At 53.7% G+C, this 15,709-nt stretch carries 21 protein-coding genes; 2 read left to right on the plus strand and 19 right to left on the minus strand.

What is annotated here, in order from left to right; genetic code table 11:
- Positions 1–42 precede the first annotated feature (42 nt).
- The 16 genes from nusB to GZ1_RS00695 form a co-directional block, all read right to left on the minus strand.
- Positions 43–435 (minus strand): transcription antitermination factor NusB, encoded by a 393-nt coding sequence (nusB, locus tag GZ1_RS00615; RefSeq protein WP_011231879.1) that lies wholly within the window; start codon positions 433–435, stop codon positions 43–45.
- A 191-nt stretch (positions 436–626) separates the two neighbouring features.
- Positions 627–1,028 carry an Asp23/Gls24 family envelope stress response protein gene (locus GZ1_RS00620; RefSeq protein ID WP_011231880.1) on the minus strand — a complete coding sequence of 134 codons (402 nt, stop codon included), beginning with the start codon at positions 1,026–1,028 and terminating at the stop codon, positions 627–629.
- Between the two features lie 10 nt (positions 1,029–1,038).
- A complete protein-coding gene (gene accC, locus GZ1_RS00625) occupies positions 1,039–2,394 on the minus strand; it encodes an acetyl-CoA carboxylase biotin carboxylase subunit (protein ID WP_060787684.1) in 1,356 nt (451 codons plus the stop codon).
- Positions 2,395–2,409: 15 nt separating this feature from the next.
- The gene (gene accB / locus GZ1_RS00630) at positions 2,410–2,943 is read right to left on the minus strand and encodes an acetyl-CoA carboxylase biotin carboxyl carrier protein (RefSeq protein WP_011231882.1); all 534 of its coding nucleotides are present in this window, start codon (positions 2,941–2,943) and stop codon (positions 2,410–2,412) included.
- 144 nt (positions 2,944–3,087) lie between these two features.
- Positions 3,088–3,639: a SpoIIIAH-like family protein gene (locus GZ1_RS00635; protein ID WP_020756962.1), complete on the minus strand. Its 552-nt coding sequence runs from the start codon at positions 3,637–3,639 to the stop codon at positions 3,088–3,090.
- 23 nt (positions 3,640–3,662) lie between these two features.
- Entirely contained in the window at positions 3,663–4,295 is a 633-nt protein-coding gene (gene spoIIIAG / locus GZ1_RS00640) for a stage III sporulation protein AG (RefSeq protein WP_011231884.1), read from the minus strand.
- Positions 4,296–4,302: 7 nt separating this feature from the next.
- Complete coding sequence (gene spoIIIAF, locus GZ1_RS00645; RefSeq protein WP_015375379.1) at positions 4,303–4,914, minus strand: stage III sporulation protein AF; 612 nt, start codon at positions 4,912–4,914, stop codon at positions 4,303–4,305.
- Between the two features lie 10 nt (positions 4,915–4,924).
- The gene (gene spoIIIAE / locus GZ1_RS00650; RefSeq protein ID WP_020756964.1) at positions 4,925–6,088 is read right to left on the minus strand and encodes a stage III sporulation protein AE; all 1,164 of its coding nucleotides are present in this window, start codon (positions 6,086–6,088) and stop codon (positions 4,925–4,927) included.
- Between the two features lie 13 nt (positions 6,089–6,101).
- A complete protein-coding gene (spoIIIAD, locus tag GZ1_RS00655; protein ID WP_012820577.1) occupies positions 6,102–6,488 on the minus strand; it encodes a stage III sporulation protein AD in 387 nt (128 codons plus the stop codon).
- A 21-nt stretch (positions 6,489–6,509) separates the two neighbouring features.
- Complete coding sequence (gene spoIIIAC, locus GZ1_RS00660; protein ID WP_011231888.1) at positions 6,510–6,716, minus strand: stage III sporulation protein AC; 207 nt, start codon at positions 6,714–6,716, stop codon at positions 6,510–6,512.
- A 15-nt stretch (positions 6,717–6,731) separates the two neighbouring features.
- The gene (gene spoIIIAB, locus GZ1_RS00665) at positions 6,732–7,244 is read right to left on the minus strand and encodes a stage III sporulation protein SpoIIIAB (protein WP_020756965.1); all 513 of its coding nucleotides are present in this window, start codon (positions 7,242–7,244) and stop codon (positions 6,732–6,734) included.
- Positions 7,241–8,161 carry a stage III sporulation protein AA gene (gene spoIIIAA / locus GZ1_RS00670; protein WP_060787685.1) on the minus strand — a complete coding sequence of 307 codons (921 nt, stop codon included), beginning with the start codon at positions 8,159–8,161 and terminating at the stop codon, positions 7,241–7,243. The genes spoIIIAB and spoIIIAA overlap by 4 nt, the downstream gene beginning before the upstream one ends.
- Positions 8,162–8,222: 61 nt before the next feature.
- The gene (locus GZ1_RS00675; RefSeq protein WP_011231891.1) at positions 8,223–8,504 is read right to left on the minus strand and encodes a YqhV family protein; all 282 of its coding nucleotides are present in this window, start codon (positions 8,502–8,504) and stop codon (positions 8,223–8,225) included.
- A gap of 176 nt (positions 8,505–8,680) precedes the next feature.
- The gene (gene efp, locus GZ1_RS00680; protein WP_011231892.1) at positions 8,681–9,238 is read right to left on the minus strand and encodes an elongation factor P; all 558 of its coding nucleotides are present in this window, start codon (positions 9,236–9,238) and stop codon (positions 8,681–8,683) included.
- A gap of 27 nt (positions 9,239–9,265) precedes the next feature.
- The gene (locus tag GZ1_RS00685) at positions 9,266–10,327 is read right to left on the minus strand and encodes a M24 family metallopeptidase (RefSeq protein ID WP_015375381.1); all 1,062 of its coding nucleotides are present in this window, start codon (positions 10,325–10,327) and stop codon (positions 9,266–9,268) included.
- 667 nt (positions 10,328–10,994) lie between these two features.
- Entirely contained in the window at positions 10,995–11,525 is a 531-nt protein-coding gene (locus GZ1_RS00695; protein WP_015375382.1) for a YqhR family membrane protein, read from the minus strand.
- A 187-nt stretch (positions 11,526–11,712) separates the two neighbouring features.
- On the opposite strand from GZ1_RS00695, the gene GZ1_RS00700 reads away from it, so the two are divergent.
- Both GZ1_RS00700 and GZ1_RS00705 read left to right on the plus strand, forming a co-directional pair.
- Entirely contained in the window at positions 11,713–12,648 is a 936-nt protein-coding gene (locus GZ1_RS00700; RefSeq protein WP_013144761.1) for a DUF1385 domain-containing protein, read from the plus strand.
- A gap of 22 nt (positions 12,649–12,670) precedes the next feature.
- Positions 12,671–13,027, plus strand: a complete 357-nt coding sequence (locus GZ1_RS00705; RefSeq protein WP_021322363.1) for an SA1362 family protein — start codon at positions 12,671–12,673, stop codon at positions 13,025–13,027.
- Positions 13,028–13,105: 78 nt separating this feature from the next.
- Here the strand turns inward: GZ1_RS00705 and GZ1_RS00710 are convergent, their stop codons facing one another.
- The 3 genes from GZ1_RS00710 to splB all read right to left on the minus strand — a co-directional run bounded on the left by GZ1_RS00710 (position 13,106) and on the right by splB (position 15,694).
- The gene (locus tag GZ1_RS00710) at positions 13,106–13,987 is read right to left on the minus strand and encodes a patatin-like phospholipase family protein (protein WP_021322362.1); all 882 of its coding nucleotides are present in this window, start codon (positions 13,985–13,987) and stop codon (positions 13,106–13,108) included.
- An 87-nt stretch (positions 13,988–14,074) separates the two neighbouring features.
- On the minus strand, positions 14,075–14,500 hold the full coding sequence (mntR, locus tag GZ1_RS00715; protein ID WP_011231898.1) for a transcriptional regulator MntR: 426 nt from the start codon (positions 14,498–14,500) through the stop codon (positions 14,075–14,077).
- 168 nt (positions 14,501–14,668) lie between these two features.
- Positions 14,669–15,694, minus strand: a complete 1,026-nt coding sequence (gene splB, locus GZ1_RS00720; RefSeq protein ID WP_015375385.1) for a spore photoproduct lyase — start codon at positions 15,692–15,694, stop codon at positions 14,669–14,671.
- Positions 15,695–15,709: the final 15 nt, after the last annotated feature.

The following is a 15,709-nucleotide window of genomic DNA, read 5'->3' on the forward strand; positions in this document are numbered from 1 at the left end:
TCCTCGTTCATCGTTCGATATCTGCCCGCGATGCAGCCGGTTTTATTTTTGCAGTGCCGCCTTCACTTTCGAAAGCACGCCGTTGACAAAACTTCCGGATTTCCAATCGCCGAATTTTTTCGCCAGCTCGACCGCCTCATCGAGGCTGACGCTTACCGGCACATCATCGGCGTATTTCATCTCGTACGTCGCCATGCGCAAAATGGCGCGGTCAACGTTGGCGACGCGTTCAAGCGTCCATTTTTCCAAATTGGCGCGCAACAGCTCGTCAATCTCCTCCTGGTGCTCGACGACGCCAAAGACGAGCTGGCGCAAAAACGGGTCGATGTCGCCGCCGCCCGTGACATTGTGGAGCGCCTCGTCTGGTGGAATGCGTCCGACATCGATTTGAAACAGCGCCTGCAACGCCTTTTCCCGTGCTTCATGCCGCTTCATGGCGGTCCCCCTTTCCAAAAAACGAACATTCACAATGAAATCATATCATATTTTTCGGAAAAAGCCAGCCTTTTCCCACAAATCATTCGCGCTGCCGTTGGTTGCGCCATAACGGCCTCGTTCATTACAATAACAAACTTTGGCCAAAAAAACAAAAAGGCAGCCGCCGAAAAAGCAACTGCCTTGCGAGATCACTGTTCGACCACGCCTTGTTCCTGCTTGCCGCCCTCAAACTGGATGCCGACGATATGAACGTTCACTTCGCTCGCCTCGAGGCCGGTCATGTTCCAAAGCGCCTGGCGCACATTTTCCTGCACCTTTTTCGCCACGTTCGGAATCGATGCGCCAAACTGGACGAGGCAATAAAGATCGATGACGACGCCGTCGTCGCGCAAATCAACCTTGACGCCTTTGCCATGGTGTTTCTTTCCAAACCGCTCGGCGACGCCGGCGGCAAAATTGCCGCGCATTTGCGCGATGCCGTCGACTTCTGACGCCGCGATGCCAGCGATCACCTCAATCACTTCCGGTGCAATTTCCACCTTGCCGAGCGCCGGGTACACTTGCTCTGTTTCAAAGACATGCTCAGACATAAGGCACCTCCTATTCCGCCTTCATAATATCATATAACTCCAAAAACTTCGTATTAAACTCACCGCTTTGAAAATTCTCATGCTCCATTAATTTTATGTGGAACGGAATCGTTGTATGAATGCCTTCGATGATAAACTCCGAAAGCGCCCGTCTCATGCGGGCGATCGCTTCCGCACGCGTCGGCGCATGAACGATCAATTTGGCGATCATCGAATCATAATACGGCGGGATCGTATAGCCTGGATAGACGGCGGAATCGACGCGCACGCCCGGGCCGCCCGGCGGCAGGTACATGGCGATTTTCCCCGGCGACGGCATAAAGTTTTTCGCTGGATTTTCGGCGTTGATCCGGCACTCGATCGCCCAGCCGTTAAACGTGACGTCCTCTTGGGTGATCGACAGCTTTTCACCGGCGGCGATGCGGATTTGCTCCTTGACCAAATCGATGCCGGTGATCAGTTCGGTGACCGGATGCTCGACTTGAATGCGCGTATTCATCTCCATGAAGTAAAATTGCTTGTTCCGGTGGTCATAAATAAATTCAACCGTGCCGGCGCCGGTGTAGTTGACCGCTTTTGCCGCCTTGACGGCTGCCTCGCCCATCTTCCGGCGCATCTCGTCGTCAATGGCCGGCGACGGCGCTTCCTCGACCAGTTTTTGCAGCCGGCGCTGGATCGAGCAGTCGCGCTCACCGAGATGAATCGTATTGCCGTACGAATCAGCGAGCACTTGAATTTCGACATGGCGGAAATCTTCGATATATTTTTCAATATAGACGCCTGGGTTGCCAAACGCCGTCGCCGCTTCCTGCTGGGTGATGTTGATGCCTTTGACGAGCTCGCCTTCGTCGCGGGCGACGCGGATTCCTTTCCCGCCGCCGCCGGCCGTCGCTTTAATGATGACCGGATAGCCGATCTCTTCGGCAATCGCCCGCGCCTCATCAAGGCTTTCGATAACCCCGCGCGACCCAGGCACGATCGGCACCCCCGCCTCGCGCATCGTCTCGCGAGCGATGTCTTTCATGCCCATTTTTGCAATCGCTTCCGGACTTGGGCCGATAAATGTCACGTTGCATTCACGGCACAGCTCCGCGAACGCTTCATTTTCCGCCAAAAACCCGTAACCGGGGTGGATGGCGTCACAGCCAGTCAGCGTGGCGACGCTCATAATGTTTGTGAAATTTAAATAGCTGTCTTTCGAAGCGGTCGGCCCGATGCAGTACGCCTCATCAGCCAGCTGCACGTGCAAGGCGTCGCGGTCGGCTTGCGAAAAGACAGCGACCGTCTCAATCCCAAGCTCGCGGCAGGCGCGGATGATGCGGACGGCGATTTCCCCGCGGTTCGCCACCAACACTTTTTTGATCATCGTCCGTTCTCTCCCTTATTCAGGCTTGACTAAAAACAACGGCTGGCCATATTCGACGAGCTGGCCGTTTTGCACCAACACCTCGACAATTTCGCCATCGACTTCCGCTTCAATTTCATTAAACAGCTTCATCGCCTCGATGATGCAAACGACCGTATCTTTTTTCACTTTGTCGCCCGGCTTCACATACGGCGGCTTGTCCGGCGCCGGCGCTGCGTAGAACGTGCCGACCATCGGCGAAGTAATTTGATGCAAGTTGCCTTCCACAGCCGGCTTTTCTTCTTTGACTACCGGCGTTTCCGCTTTCGGTGCCGGCGCTTCTGAGGCCGCTGCTTGAACGGGAGCAGCTGCCGAAGCCGGTTCGACCGCTGCCGGAGCGGCAGGCGCCGGCGGCGCGACCGCCGTCTGTGCGGCCGCAGCCGACGCAACGGCGACAGCAGCCGTTCCTTTTTTCATATGTACTTTTGTTTCGCCTTGTTCGTATACGAATTCGTCAATTGAGGACTGGTCGACCAAGCGGATCAATTCACGGATTTCTTGAATTTTCATCGATCTCACACCTTTCTCCAAGTATCGTGCAGCCCGTTCCTTTCTGGCGGTGCCTAAACGTGTCCATAACGATTATACACACAACAGTAGGACAAACAAAAGACTTTTCCGCAAAAAAAGAAGCTGCCCTAAAGAGCAGCGCGTTCATCCAGCCGGCTGAAACTCAACCGTCACGTATTCAGCATCGGGTATTTCTTTTTTCACCATATGAATGACTTCATTCGCCGATTTAGCTGAGCTTTGTTTCGATTTGATCGTCACGCGCACTTGGTTGTCATCGGCGCGCACGAGCACGTCTTCATAACCGCCTTTCGATTTGATGAGCGTCTCCAACGTTGCTTCTTTTTCGGACAATGCTTGCAATTTTTCAATTTTGTCGAGCGCTTCACTTTTTTCTTCCGCCGTCGCGTTCGCTGAAGCGACAATGGCGTTCAGCTCATCGCGCAGCCGGCTCCGTTCATCCTCAATTTTCATGCGCAGCGCTGTAAACAAGTCGTCGCCCGTTTCGCCAGACGCGGACGGCTTTTTCGCCTCTTCGACAGCGACGCTCGGCTGATCGGTTGTTTTTTCCGTTTTCTTATTGGCGGTAAATGCCGGACTGTCGTTCATATTTTTTGGAGCTGTCACGTAATAGACCGACAGCACAACGACCAAGCTCAACATCGTCAACAGCCATACGGTTTGTTTTTTCAACATGCCGATCTCCTCCCCTTACCCGGTCATTTTTTCGGCAAGACAGCGACGCGGTAGCTCGGAACGTTTAACACGCGCGTCACCGCCTCGACGATCCATTTTTTGATTTGCAAATTATCCGCCCCTTTGGCGACAACGAGAACGCCGCGGATGTCCGGCTTTTTCGTGGCGACGACAAGCGGCGTTTCTTCTTCGCCGTTATGAATAATGATGACTTCTTCATTGGTCGACTCGTTTTCGATCGTCCGCTTCCCGCCTTCCTTGTCGCTCTCTTCCGTTGTCTGCTGCTGAGTCGAACGCTTTTTCTCATACAGTTTCAACTCCGTGGAATCGAGATTGACGACGACCGTGACATCATCCACCCCTTCGATCGCCTCAAGAGCGGCTTTCAGTTCTTTTTCGTACCGCTCCTCATAGGCGGCGATCACTTTCTCTTTCGTCTCCTTGCTTGCCAGGAATGCCGGCTCGGCTGGAGCGGACGGCTGCCCGGCGGAAGGCTTCGCTTCGGCTTCCTCTCCACTGTTTGCCCAATGGCTTGCCGCCATCAAGGCGACACCAGCCAACAGCAGGACGACGACGTACGAAAACGGCCATTTTTTCTGTGCTCCTTCCCCGTCTTTCGGCGCTGAAGAAAAGAGCCGTTTGATGAGCGGCAACATCCCCCCTCTATTCCCTCCCCCTAAATTGCACGTCAATTTTATCTTCATCGATTTCCCATCGGCCGGCGAGAAAAGCGCGCACCTCCTCTGCCAGCGAAGCATCGCCCTCCGGCAAAGCCGGCGGCTTCGTCGTATCGATGACAACCGGTTCCACCGAACCGGCTGACTTCTGTTTCGAAAGGACGACCTCAATCGTCTTGATGTCATCCGGCATGCGCCAGTCGTCGCCTGGCTTGGCGTAAACGTTGACATCCGCTTTCAGCCCATACTTTTCCATCAACTCCTCATTGACATCGTTTTCGAGCTGGACAGCCATTTGTTTTAAAATATATGCGCGTTGCGAGGCTTGTATTTCTTTTTTCTGCTGTTCGATTTGATTTTTTATTGCCTCCTCCCCCGCACGGCCGTTGGAAAAATGGACGAGCGCCGACGCGATGAGCTGCTCGGGATCAACGGAAGCGAGCCTGAGTACCGGAGCGAGCATCACGAGAACGAGCATAAGCCCGACAGCCATTTTCACGTATTTTTGCATCGTCCCCGACGGCAGCAAAAAATCGATGATGATAGCAAACAACAAAAACAAAATGATGTTTGTCACCCACTCAATGACTAGCTGCATAGCGCTCCCCCTAGCGGACCATCATCGTAATGTTCCCGGCCATCACCATGACGGTGAGGCTTAAGAAAAACATGAGCGACACAATGAGCAGCGCCGCCAGCACGTAAGCGATGCTTTTGCCGATGATGTTGAGGCAGGACAATACCGGTCCGCCGCCAAGCGGCTGCAGAAGAGCAGCCGATAGTTTGTAGACGATGACGATGGCGAAAATTTTCACCGCTGGAAAGATGGCGATCATGAGCAAAATCGCCGCCCCGACCAACCCGACCGTATTTTTCAACAGCATGGAAGCGGCGACGACCGTATCGGCGGCATCGGTGAACAGCTTGCCGACGACCGGGATGAAATTGCCGGTGACAAATTTCGCCGCCCGGAGCGCCACGCCGTCAGCCACGGCCGCTGTCGCTCCTCGCACGGACATGACGCCAAGGAACACGGTCAAAATGAGGCCGAGCAAACCGAGGGCGGCTTTGTTGAGCAAATCGGCGAGCTGAGTCGCCTTGTAACGGTCGCTGAGCGTGCTGACGACCGAAAGCAGCGCAGCCAGAAGCAAAAGCGGCAAGGTGACGTATTCAACGACCGTGCCGGTGGTGTTCATCACAAACAAAATGATCGGGTGGAAAAACGCCGCCGACGCGACCCCGCCGGAAGTGGCGAGCAGGGCGAGCAGCAGCGGAACGAGGGCGATGATGAAATGGCTCATCGTCCGCACCGCCTCAAGCGCATAATCCGCCGCGAGGCGAAAGCTGTTTAAGGCGATCAACAAGAGCACCATATAGACGACCGCCTGGGCGATTTTGCTTACTTCCTGCTGAGCGAATGCATTTTGCAGCGATTGCAGCACCGTGCTGAAGACAGCAAGCAAAATGAGCGTGCCGAGCAGTTTGCCGTTCACCTGCAGTTCATAAAACAAATAGCGGGCGAGCGCCTTCAGCCATTCGGACGGCGACCATTGCTTGTCGCCGCTTAAAAAATCGGTGAGCGGCCCTTTCTCGCTTTCCGGCAAAAACCCGCCATACTCGCTGACGATCGTTTCCCAATAGCGGCGGATATCGCTCACATCGAGCTGAGCGAGCTGCTCGCTGACCGACGGTCCATCGCTTGCGGCTTGTACGACCAACGGGCAAAAAAAGAGAGAAAGCAGCCCGACAATAAGGAACGCTGTTCGCTTCAATCCGTTCCCCCCTTTAGCGCGCCGACGGGATGAGGCCGATGACCGCTTCGATGATCGCGGTTAAAATCGGAACAGCCAGCGCCAAAATGACGATTTTGCCGCCGAGCTCAATTTTGGCGGCGATCGCCCCTTGGCCGGCGTCTTTGGAAATTTGCGCGGCGAACTCGGCAATGTAGGCAATGCCGATGATTTTCAGCATCGTCTCTAAATACACCATCTGAATATGGGCGCCTTCGGCCATTTTTCGCAACATCGCCAAAATGCTGCTGATTTGATCGACCAACAACAGAAAAATGGTGCAGCCGACAAACACGGTCAACAAAAAGGCCAGATTCGACTTTTGCTCTTGCAGCAACACGACCAAAAACGTCGCGATCAACCCGAGGCCGACGATTTGCAAAATGTCAATGGCCGATCCCTCCTACCCGCGGAACAAAAAGACATCCTTGATTTTTTGGAACAAGTCGCTGACGATGGAAGCGACCATAAACAAAATATAAATAAAGCCGAGCAGCGTCACCCATTGGGCGTATTCTTTCCTCCCCATCTGATCGAGCACCGTATGCAAAAACGCGATGACGATGCCGACGCCGGCGATTTTCAAAATGAGATCGACATCGATGCCCATGATTCTGCCTCCTGTCTACATGAGTAAAATGACGAGCAGCAGGCCGGCCAACACGCCTAAACTTTTCGCCATCTTGGCGTAGCGCGCTTGGTTGTCTAGCGCTTCCGCTTCCTCCCGCTCAAGATGGGCGAGCGCCAGCGCGATTTGCCTTTGCTGGGTGAGCCGGTCGTATTGGCCAAGCGTGGCGCCAAATTGTTTCATCACTTCAAATTCTCCTTGCTTTAGAGCGGTTTTTCCCCATACGGCTCGCAAGCTTTTTTCCCATGCCTCGGCGGCGCTCGTTTCTTCTGTGCATAACGCGGCGGCAAACCGCTCGAACAATTCGGACAACGGGGCGGTCGTTTGCCGGGCGAGATGCATAGCGGCGTCGGCAAGCGGCGTATGGCCATACATCACTTCCGCCTCAAGCGCCCTCAGCGCCGCTTTCAGCTGGCGGAGCTGGCGCGGCCGCTCGTGCAACAAGCGGGCGGCGGCAAACCCAAGCCATGTTGAGGCGGCGAGAATCAACAGAGCGCCAAACCATTTCATCGATGGACCACCGCCCTTTCATACAGCACCGTTCCGCCAGCGTCGAGAATGCGTCGGATTGAGCCGGGATGGGGAATGTTCGTCAGCTCAATAAACCGTTCAAACACCTTTTGTTCCATCACCGGGCCGAGCGTCGGACGCTGCCAGACGTCTTGGATGTTGCGGCCGTGCACAGTCGTCCATACAGAGACGCCAGCATTGGCCGCTTCAAGCACTGCCTCGCTGTCCTCCTCGCGTCCGATTTCGTCGACAATCATGACATCAGGGCTCATCGCGCGGATCATCATCATCATCCCTTCCGCTTTCGGGCAGGCGTCCAACACGTCAAGGCGCGGGCCGAACGAAAACTGAGGAATCCCTTTCACACAGCCAGCGATTTCCGACCGTTCGTCAACGATCGCCACCTTTTGCGCCGGAATGCGCCCCGTCCCGCTGCTAATCAAGCGCGCCGCATCGCGCAGGAGCGTCGTTTTTCCCGTCTGCGGCGAGCCGATGATCATCGTATGACGCCAGCGGCCGTCGTACACATACGGAATCAGCGGCTCGGCGATGCCGATCTGTTCCTTGGCGATGCGAATGTTAAACGAGGAAACATCGCGGATCGCTTTCACCTTGCCCCCTTCAGTAATGACTTTGCCGGCCAGCCCAACGCGATGCCCCCCCTCAATCGTCATAAATCCGCGCTTCAGCTCTTCTTCGACGGCATAGATCGAATAATGACTCAATTTGTTGAGCAAATGCACGCCGTCTTCTTTCGTCACTTCATACGGCAGCAATCGGGCCGTTCCGTCGACGATCACCTCAAGCGGCCGGGAGACGCGGATGCGGATTTCTTCAATTCCGCGGCGGCATGAAGGAAGATGGTGCTGCAACGCGGCGGCGACCGTTTTCGGCAAAATTCCCCACACCGCTTCCATGGCCCTCCCCCTTTTCTTGTGGACTAGTTCATATGTATGGGCGGAATGCGCCGTTTATGCCTTACTTGTAAATCGCGAACAAAATGAGCGCGATCCCGAGCGCCACAAGCCCAAGCCGTGAAAACGAGAGCTCGTCCGCAAGCGAAAGCAGTCCAATCGCCATGGTCACCATCATGACGGTTGGACCGACGACAGCAAGCGCAGCATTAACGGCAAGCGCTTTTTTCACGTCATTGAACACAAGCATCAACAGCGCCGCGCTCAGTTCAATGAACGCGGACACCATCCGCATGCCAGCCATGGCCATAACGGACGGGTCGATCGATCGCAGCCAATGTTTCATGTTCCCCTCCTGTTTTGCCAAATGGGATCGATTAGTACAAACGTATGCGAAAACAAGCCGTTTCAGAAGAAGTTTTTACTGAGGAAAACGATGGGGGAGAGCAAAACGGCGCCCATTTTGCGCATAAAAAACACCGCCCCGGAAGGTGTCCGAGACGGTGCCTGTCGGGCTTGCGCTTACGCCCGCGAAACGTACGTGCCATCGGCCGTATTAATGATGAGCGTGTCGCCTTCGTTGACGAAAAACGGCACTTGAACGACAAGGCCGGTTTCGAGCTTCGCCGGCTTCGAGCCGCCAGAAGCGGTGTCACCTTTAATGCCCGGCTCTGTTTCAACGACTTTCAGCTCGACGGTGTTCGGCAGCTCGACGCCGATCGTTTCGCCTTGGTACATCATAATAAATACTTCCATATTCTCTTTCAAGAACTTCAGTTCATGCTCGATTTGTTTCGCCGGCAGCTCGATTTGTTCGTACGTTTCCATATCCATAAAAACGTGTTGGTCGCCGTTGGCGTACAAATATTGCATTTTGCGTGTGTCGATTTGCGCCCGGTTCACTTTTTCGCCGGCGCGGAACGTCCGCTCCTGAATGGCGCCGGTGCGCAAATTGCGCAGCTTCGAACGGACGAACGCCGCCCCCTTGCCCGGCTTGACGTGCTGGAATTCAAGGACGCGCCAAATCTCGCCGTCCACCTCAATCGTAAGTCCTGTGCGAAAATCGTTGACTGAAATCATTAGCCGAAATCCTCCTCACGCAATCCATTATAAAATGATCAGTTCTTTTGGCGAATGGGTGAGCGCTTCGTTCCCGTCAGCAGTGATGACCGTATCGTCCTCGATGCGCACCCCGCCAAGCCCCGGGATGTAAATGCCCGGCTCGACGGTGACAACCATGCCTGGCTCAAGCACGACATCCGAACGGAACGAAAGCGTCGGCCCTTCGTGAATTTCCAATCCAATCCCATGGCCGGTCGAATGGCCGAAATAGTCGCCATACCCTTTTTCGCGGATGTAATCGCGCGTGAGCGCATCGGCTTCCTTGCCGGTCATGCCTGCCTTGAGCCCGTTCATGCCTCGTTGCTGCGCTTCAAGAACGATGTCATAGATCGTCCGCAACTCCGCGCTAATGTCGCCGACGGCGACCGTTCTCGTCATATCGGAACAATACCCTTTATAGTAAGCCCCGAAATCAAGCGTGACGAGCTCGCCGCGCTCGATCGTTTTCTCTGACGCCACCCCGTGCGGCAGCGCCGAACGGTAGCCGGAGGCAACGATCGTATCAAAGGAGGACGAAGACGCCCCTTGTTTGCGCATAAAAAATTCCAGCTCATTCGCCACTTCGATTTCTTTAACGCCTGGACGGATGAACGACAAAATGTGCGAAAACGCCGCATCGGCGATTTCTGCTGCTTCCTTTAATATCTTAATCTCTGCCTCTGACTTAATCAAGCGCAATTTTTCTACGAGCCAAGACGTTGGCACGAGTTCAGCGCGGATGGCTTCTTCATACGACTTGTATGCGGCATAGGTGACATGTTCTTGCTCAAAGCCAAGCCTCTTGATGCCAAGCCGCTTCACCTGATTGGCAATTTCTTCGATGATCGGCCCGCTGTGCTGGACGACTTCAAACCCTTGGGCTTGCCTCGATGCTTGTTCGACGTAGCGGAAGTCCGTAACCAACACCGCCCCTTGACGGCTGACAAGTACAGCGCCGGCCGTGCCAGTAAACCCGGTCAAATAGCGGCGGTTGTAGCCGTTTGTGATTAACAGCCCGTCGATATGCTGCTCGTCAAGAAGCTCCCGAAGCTTTTCCAGCTTTTCCATGTTTCCGTCTCCTCTTCCCTTAGAGTGTGCTCGTCTCCTTGGCTGCCTGCGTCGAGAGCGGAGAAAATCTTCGCGGTCAGGATGACGCGAAAGACCTCGTAGGCGCGCCAGTTTCACGCAGCGCCCGCAGCAGCCATGGACTGATGGTGAAACACAAGTGTTGATGATCCATTATTTTACTATATAGGTGCAACCAAAACGTTTAACATATCTTTGACAGAAAAGCCACTTATCGATTTTTCGACTGTCGAGGGCAAGCCTTTGCTTGCCTCCGTCACGCCGATCCAATGCTCAGTAAAAGCTACAAATTCGAAAACTTCAAATTGATAAAAAAACACAGAATCATATGGCTGAACACAAGCTTTTCTGTCTCTTCCCTCGAACAAGAACGCCGGCTGGCAAATGTCATTTGCCAGCAAAGCGTTCATTGTTTGAGGAGAGCATGCCGTCATATGCCCAGTCGGCAAGCGAACCGCTTGCCGACGACGGCAGAAAGACTGGGAACAGAGCCTTCTCATCTGGTTTTTATTGGTTCATCAACACGCCTGATGCTGAAACGTTCCAAAACCTTCTTTATTTTACCATAAAGATGGTCGTTTCCGCTAGACATCCGCGCGGCGCTTGATGCAGCACTCACTCGAGCGGGTGAGAGCGAAAAGAAGCTTCATCAGTTTCCTTCATTTGCCTCCTCTTTTCCGACATTTGACGCCGGTCGATTCATTTCTTGCGTTTCAAACGAAATCGAATAGCCGACAAATACGCCATATAAAATGTATAGGCAAAGCGTCGTAATAATCGTATTCGCTTCTAAGTCTGCAACTGGTTGGACGTTTGGAAACAGTGGATTAAACAAATAAAAGACCATCATCCAAAGCACCACGCCATATACAATTCCCGCCCACATACCGGCGATCTTGCGCAGGAACGCATAGTACAAAAGCGCCGCCGCAATGGAAATGATGCCGATCAGCACGATGGCCGCATAATTGCCGGCTTTCCCATATTTCCAGTCCCCGGCCACCCACGGGATGAGAATCATATTCGGACTGATTTCACTGAAATGGAAAAAATAGGCCAAATAGCCGATCAAACTCCAAAACACCCCGCCGACAAACCCGATGATGATCGTTTTTTGTATGAGCGTCATCGGCCGCTCCGTTTTCTCTTGCTCGAGCTCCCCTTTTTGTTCCGCCATCATCGTGCACCTCCTTGTCTGGTAGTATGACCGAAAGCCGACCGTCCCATGAATCAAACGAAAAAAATGACCGCTCTTGTGTAAATCATGGATTTTTTGGAAATCATAATCGTAGCATCAACCTAGAGGTTTCCGGATATTTCTTGTAGAATAAAATAATAAACATAAAAAATAGGTTGGTGTTGGCCTGATGAAATCATCAATGGAGAAACCGTTATACGGCGGCCAAGCGGTCGTTGAAGGGGTGATGTTTGCTGGCAAGACGCACTCCGTCACCGCTATTCGCCGCCATGACGGGACGATTGACTATTTTACGCTGCCTCGCCGCAGCCATCCGACGCTGGCTGCCCTGAAAAAAATCCCGTTTGTCCGCGGCATTGTCGCCATTATTGAGGCGAGCGCAAACGGGGCCAAGCATTTGCAGTTTGCCAGCGAACAATATGAGGCGTCCTCGGACGAAAAACAGGCCGCCGAAGAAAGCCGCTCCAAATTCGGGCTGATTCTCGGCGCCGCCGTCATCGGCGTGCTATCGTTTTTATTCGCCAAAACCATTTTTACGCTCGTTCCGGCGCTCGCCGCCGACGCCTTTAAACCGCTCGTACCGGGGAAAATGGGGCAAATTTTGCTTGAAGGAGCCTTTAAGCTTGCTCTTTTGCTCGGCTACATTTACTTTATTTCATTGACGCCGCTTGTTAGGCGCGTGTTCCAATACCACGGGGCGGAACATAAAGTCATCAACGCCTTTGAAGCGGGGTGGCCGCTCACTGTTGAGCACGTCCAGCGCGCCTCGCGCCTTCACTACCGATGCGGCAGCAGCTTCATTTTATTTACGGTCATGATCAGCTTGTTCCTTTATTTGTTCGTGCCGACGGATCCGCTTTGGCTGCGAATCGCAAACAGGCTCGCTTTAATTCCTGTCGTGCTTGGCGTTTCGTTTGAAGTCTTGCAGTTTACAAATAAATTGAGGGATATTCCGCTGCTAAGCTGGCTTGGCTATCCCGGGCTATGGCTGCAGCGGTTGACGACAAAAGAACCGGACGATGACCAAGTGGAAGTGGCCATCGCCTCGTTTCAGCGGCTTCTTGATTTGGAAGCGGAAGCCGAAAGGAAACAAGCGGTGCAGTAATCGATCAAAGGGGGTGGACTCATTGCGGCGCCGGGCCATTCATCCGCTTGTCGGGCTTATGATTTTGCTTGGAACGCTTGGCATTGTCTATACCCTTTTTGCCCATCCGACGGTGCTGTTCCGCCAGCTGCTGTTTGTTGCGCTGTTTTTGGCCGCCATTTATCTCTTCTACCGGTTCGTATACCAACGCCGCACCGATCAAGATCGGTTATCGTATTTAAAGGCGGTGCGGCAGTCGAAAAAGCTCCATCCCCGCTCCGGGCGCAAACAAGCAAAGCCGGCGAAACTGAAGCGGCCGCTGAAAAAACGGACGGCCATTCCGCACTTGACCGTGATCGAGGGCAAAAAAGGCAAAAAAAAGAATCGAGCTTCGTTTTAGCTTGATTCTTTTTTGTTTGCCTCTGCCGTTCAGCTAAAAAATCGGCGGCAGAGGTGTGACCTATTGTCGCTTTCCCGTCTAGTACGCCCATTGGCGCAAAAACTGCCGCGTCCGCTCGCGTCCGTAATCGATCAGGCGCCGGCGCGCTTCCAGGTCGATGGAAAATTCCGTGGAAATAACGTTGTCCACCGGCAAAAAGACGATGTTTTTTTCATGGCGGCGCGAAATGTAGCGCGCATCATGCGCCTCTCTCATGGCCGCAAACAGCGCCTCATACAAATCGAGCGCATTGGTGATCGTTCGTTTCGGCCGCTCCCCTGGTTTTGGGCTCAGCTGAACGCCCAGCACCGGCCGTTTTTTCTTCTTTTCTTCATCGAACAAAAACAGCGGAAAGTTGCTGAGCACCCCTCCGTCGACAATGAAAGCCACACCGTTTCGCCCGCGAAGGCGGACCGGCTCAAAGAAATAAGGAATGCTGATGCTCATCCGCACTGCTTTGGCGATGGAAAACGACCCAGGGTCAATGCCGTATATGGCTAAATCGTCCGGCAGCACGACGATGCGCCCGTTCGTCACATCGGAAGCGACGATATACAAACTGCCGGCCGGCACATCTTGAAACGTCCGCACGCCGCGGGCGGCGAGCGCCGCCTCGAGCCACCGCTCAAACACCTTTCCTTGATACAGCCCAAGATGCCAATACAGGCGCACCCATTTCCAAAGCGAAAACGGAATCCATAGCGGCCGTTCATCCAAAAACTGCTCCAACTCCAACTCCTCAAGCAGTCGGGCGATGTCGCGGGCGCTGTAGCCTGCCGATAGCAGCGCCGAAAGCAACGCTCCCGCACTCGTGCCGGCAAGCCGCTTCCAGCGCAGACCTTTTTCCTCAATCGCTTCATACGCTCCAAGCAACGCAAACCCTTTCACCCCGCCGCCGGAAAAGACAAGATCAATGTCCACCGCCGCCTCCCCCTTTTTGCCGTTTATACATATGTAAGAAAAAAGGAGGACATTTAGTACGGCAAACAAAAAAGAGCAAGCATCGGCTTACTCTCCTTGTTCATTGCGCTTTTGGACATCGCGCAGCGCTTCAAGGCGGCGTTCGTCCTCTTGAAAATACTGCACCAAATCGCCGATCCGGTCGATGGCGTTCCAGCTCAAATGGTGTTCAATCCCTTCCACGTCGCGGTAAATGTTTTCTTCGCTGACACCGATCAAACGGAGAAACTGCTCAAGCAGCTCATGGCGGTAGACGAGCCGCTGGCCGATTTTTCTTCCTTTTGGCGTCAAGACGAGTCCGCGGTATTTCTCATACACTAAATACTCATCTTTATCGAGCTTTTGCACCATTTTCGTCACCGAGGAGGGATGGACGGACAACGCTTCAGCGATGTCAGAGACGCGGGCATAGCCCTTTTCTTCAATCAAAATGTAAATTTGCTCAATATAATCTTCCATGCTTGGTGTCGGCAACGTTTGTCCCCTCCCATTACATTTGTCTGCCGCAGACAAGTGCAGCGGCCGTCAGCATCTCTCATGAACATTGCCGCTTTGCCCGCTTCGGCTAGACGCTGCCGGGCCAGTCGGCCGCCCAGGCAAACAAAAAATAGCAATCAATCCCATTATACCATGAAGGGAACATTACGTAAAATACTGCACTTGGGCCGATGGAAAAAAGCGAGCAATATACGAGCGCATGGTTTCCTCCAGCTCCCGCGCTTCCTCGTCACGGTACACATATTTGCCGATGCCGTACCGCCCCCACTTATACTTGCGCTTCGATTCGTCCAAATCGAGCTTGGTTTTCGGGTAACGCTGCTCGATGACCCGCTTGGCCGGCTTGGTAAACCGATGCTGGATGAGCTCAAACGTCAAATCAGATAAGTCCACCCCTTCCAATTGCCGGGCGAGCTCCTGAAACAATTCAAAATACCCTTGTTCCCAGCCGTCATGCCGGTAAATCGGCGCGACGACAAAGCCGAGCTTATAGCCGGCACCGGCCACTTTGCGCGCTGTTTGAAGCCGCGCGTCAAAGGAGGACGTTCCCGGCTCGAAATGGTTGATCACATAGCGGGAGTTGACGCTGAAGCGAAACCGCGTTTTGCCGTTATGCTTGGCATCAAGCAAATGGTCGACATGCTCATACTTCGTCACAAATCGGAGCCGCCCGTAGTCGGTCGCGCCAATAAACTCAATCGCTTTTTTCAGCGAATGGGTCAAATGATCGATCCCGACAATGTCGGACGTGCATGCCGCCTCGAAGCGAGTAATCTCGGGTGCGCGCTCGTCAATATACGTTTGCGCTTGAGCGAAAATGTCGTCCAAGTTGACATACACGCGGATATATGGCTTGCTTCCTAATGTCGTTTGCAAATAGCAATAATGGCAATGGCCCATACATCCGGTTGCCAACGGAATGGCGTATTCGGCTGACGGCTTCGATGAATCAAATTTCAGCGTCCGCCGCACGCCAACAACGAGCGTCGATTTCGCATTTCGATACCGGGCTAGCTCCGTCTCTCCCGGAATGCCGCGCACTTGGTTGTGCGATGTCGTCTCGCGAATCTCGATTCCCATTTGTGTAAATTTCTCGTACAATTCCTTTCCGAGCGGGTACGACAACGCCTCCGGTTCGAAATACACCAATTTTGGCACAAACGGTTTCATCGTTTTCCCCCATTT

Source organism: Geobacillus zalihae NBRC 101842 (genome assembly GCF_001544135.1).
Classification (GTDB): domain Bacteria; phylum Bacillota; class Bacilli; order Bacillales; family Anoxybacillaceae; genus Geobacillus; species Geobacillus zalihae.

Bases quoted from the DNA above. Each gene is read 5' to 3' on its own strand.
- nusB (WP_011231879.1), bottom strand. From the start codon at position 435: ATGAAGCGGCATGAAGCACGGGAAAAGGCGTTGCAGGCGCTGTTTCAA.
- GZ1_RS00620 (WP_011231880.1), bottom strand. From the start codon at position 1,028: ATGTCTGAGCATGTCTTTGAAACAGAGCAAGTGTACCCGGCGCTCGGC.
- accC (WP_060787684.1), bottom strand. From the start codon at position 2,394: ATGATCAAAAAAGTGTTGGTGGCGAACCGCGGGGAAATCGCCGTCCGC.
- accB (WP_011231882.1), bottom strand. From the start codon at position 2,943: ATGAAAATTCAAGAAATCCGTGAATTGATCCGCTTGGTCGACCAGTCC.
- GZ1_RS00635 (WP_020756962.1), bottom strand. From the start codon at position 3,639: ATGTTGAAAAAACAAACCGTATGGCTGTTGACGATGTTGAGCTTGGTC.
- spoIIIAG (WP_011231884.1), bottom strand. From the start codon at position 4,295: ATGTTGCCGCTCATCAAACGGCTCTTTTCTTCAGCGCCGAAAGACGGG.
- spoIIIAF (WP_015375379.1), bottom strand. From the start codon at position 4,914: ATGCAGCTAGTCATTGAGTGGGTGACAAACATCATTTTGTTTTTGTTG.
- spoIIIAC (WP_011231888.1), bottom strand. From the start codon at position 6,716: ATGGGCATCGATGTCGATCTCATTTTGAAAATCGCCGGCGTCGGCATC.
- spoIIIAB (WP_020756965.1), bottom strand. From the start codon at position 7,244: ATGAAATGGTTTGGCGCTCTGTTGATTCTCGCCGCCTCAACATGGCTT.
- spoIIIAA (WP_060787685.1), bottom strand. From the start codon at position 8,161: ATGGAAGCGGTGTGGGGAATTTTGCCGAAAACGGTCGCCGCCGCGTTG.
- GZ1_RS00675 (WP_011231891.1), bottom strand. From the start codon at position 8,504: ATGAAACATTGGCTGCGATCGATCGACCCGTCCGTTATGGCCATGGCT.
- efp (WP_011231892.1), bottom strand. From the start codon at position 9,238: ATGATTTCAGTCAACGATTTTCGCACAGGACTTACGATTGAGGTGGAC.
- GZ1_RS00685 (WP_015375381.1), bottom strand. From the start codon at position 10,327: ATGGAAAAGCTGGAAAAGCTTCGGGAGCTTCTTGACGAGCAGCATATC.
- GZ1_RS00695 (WP_015375382.1), bottom strand. From the start codon at position 11,525: ATGATGGCGGAACAAAAAGGGGAGCTCGAGCAAGAGAAAACGGAGCGG.
- GZ1_RS00700 (WP_013144761.1), top strand. From the start codon at position 11,713: ATGAAATCATCAATGGAGAAACCGTTATACGGCGGCCAAGCGGTCGTT.
- splB (WP_015375385.1), bottom strand. From the start codon at position 15,694: ATGAAACCGTTTGTGCCAAAATTGGTGTATTTCGAACCGGAGGCGTTG.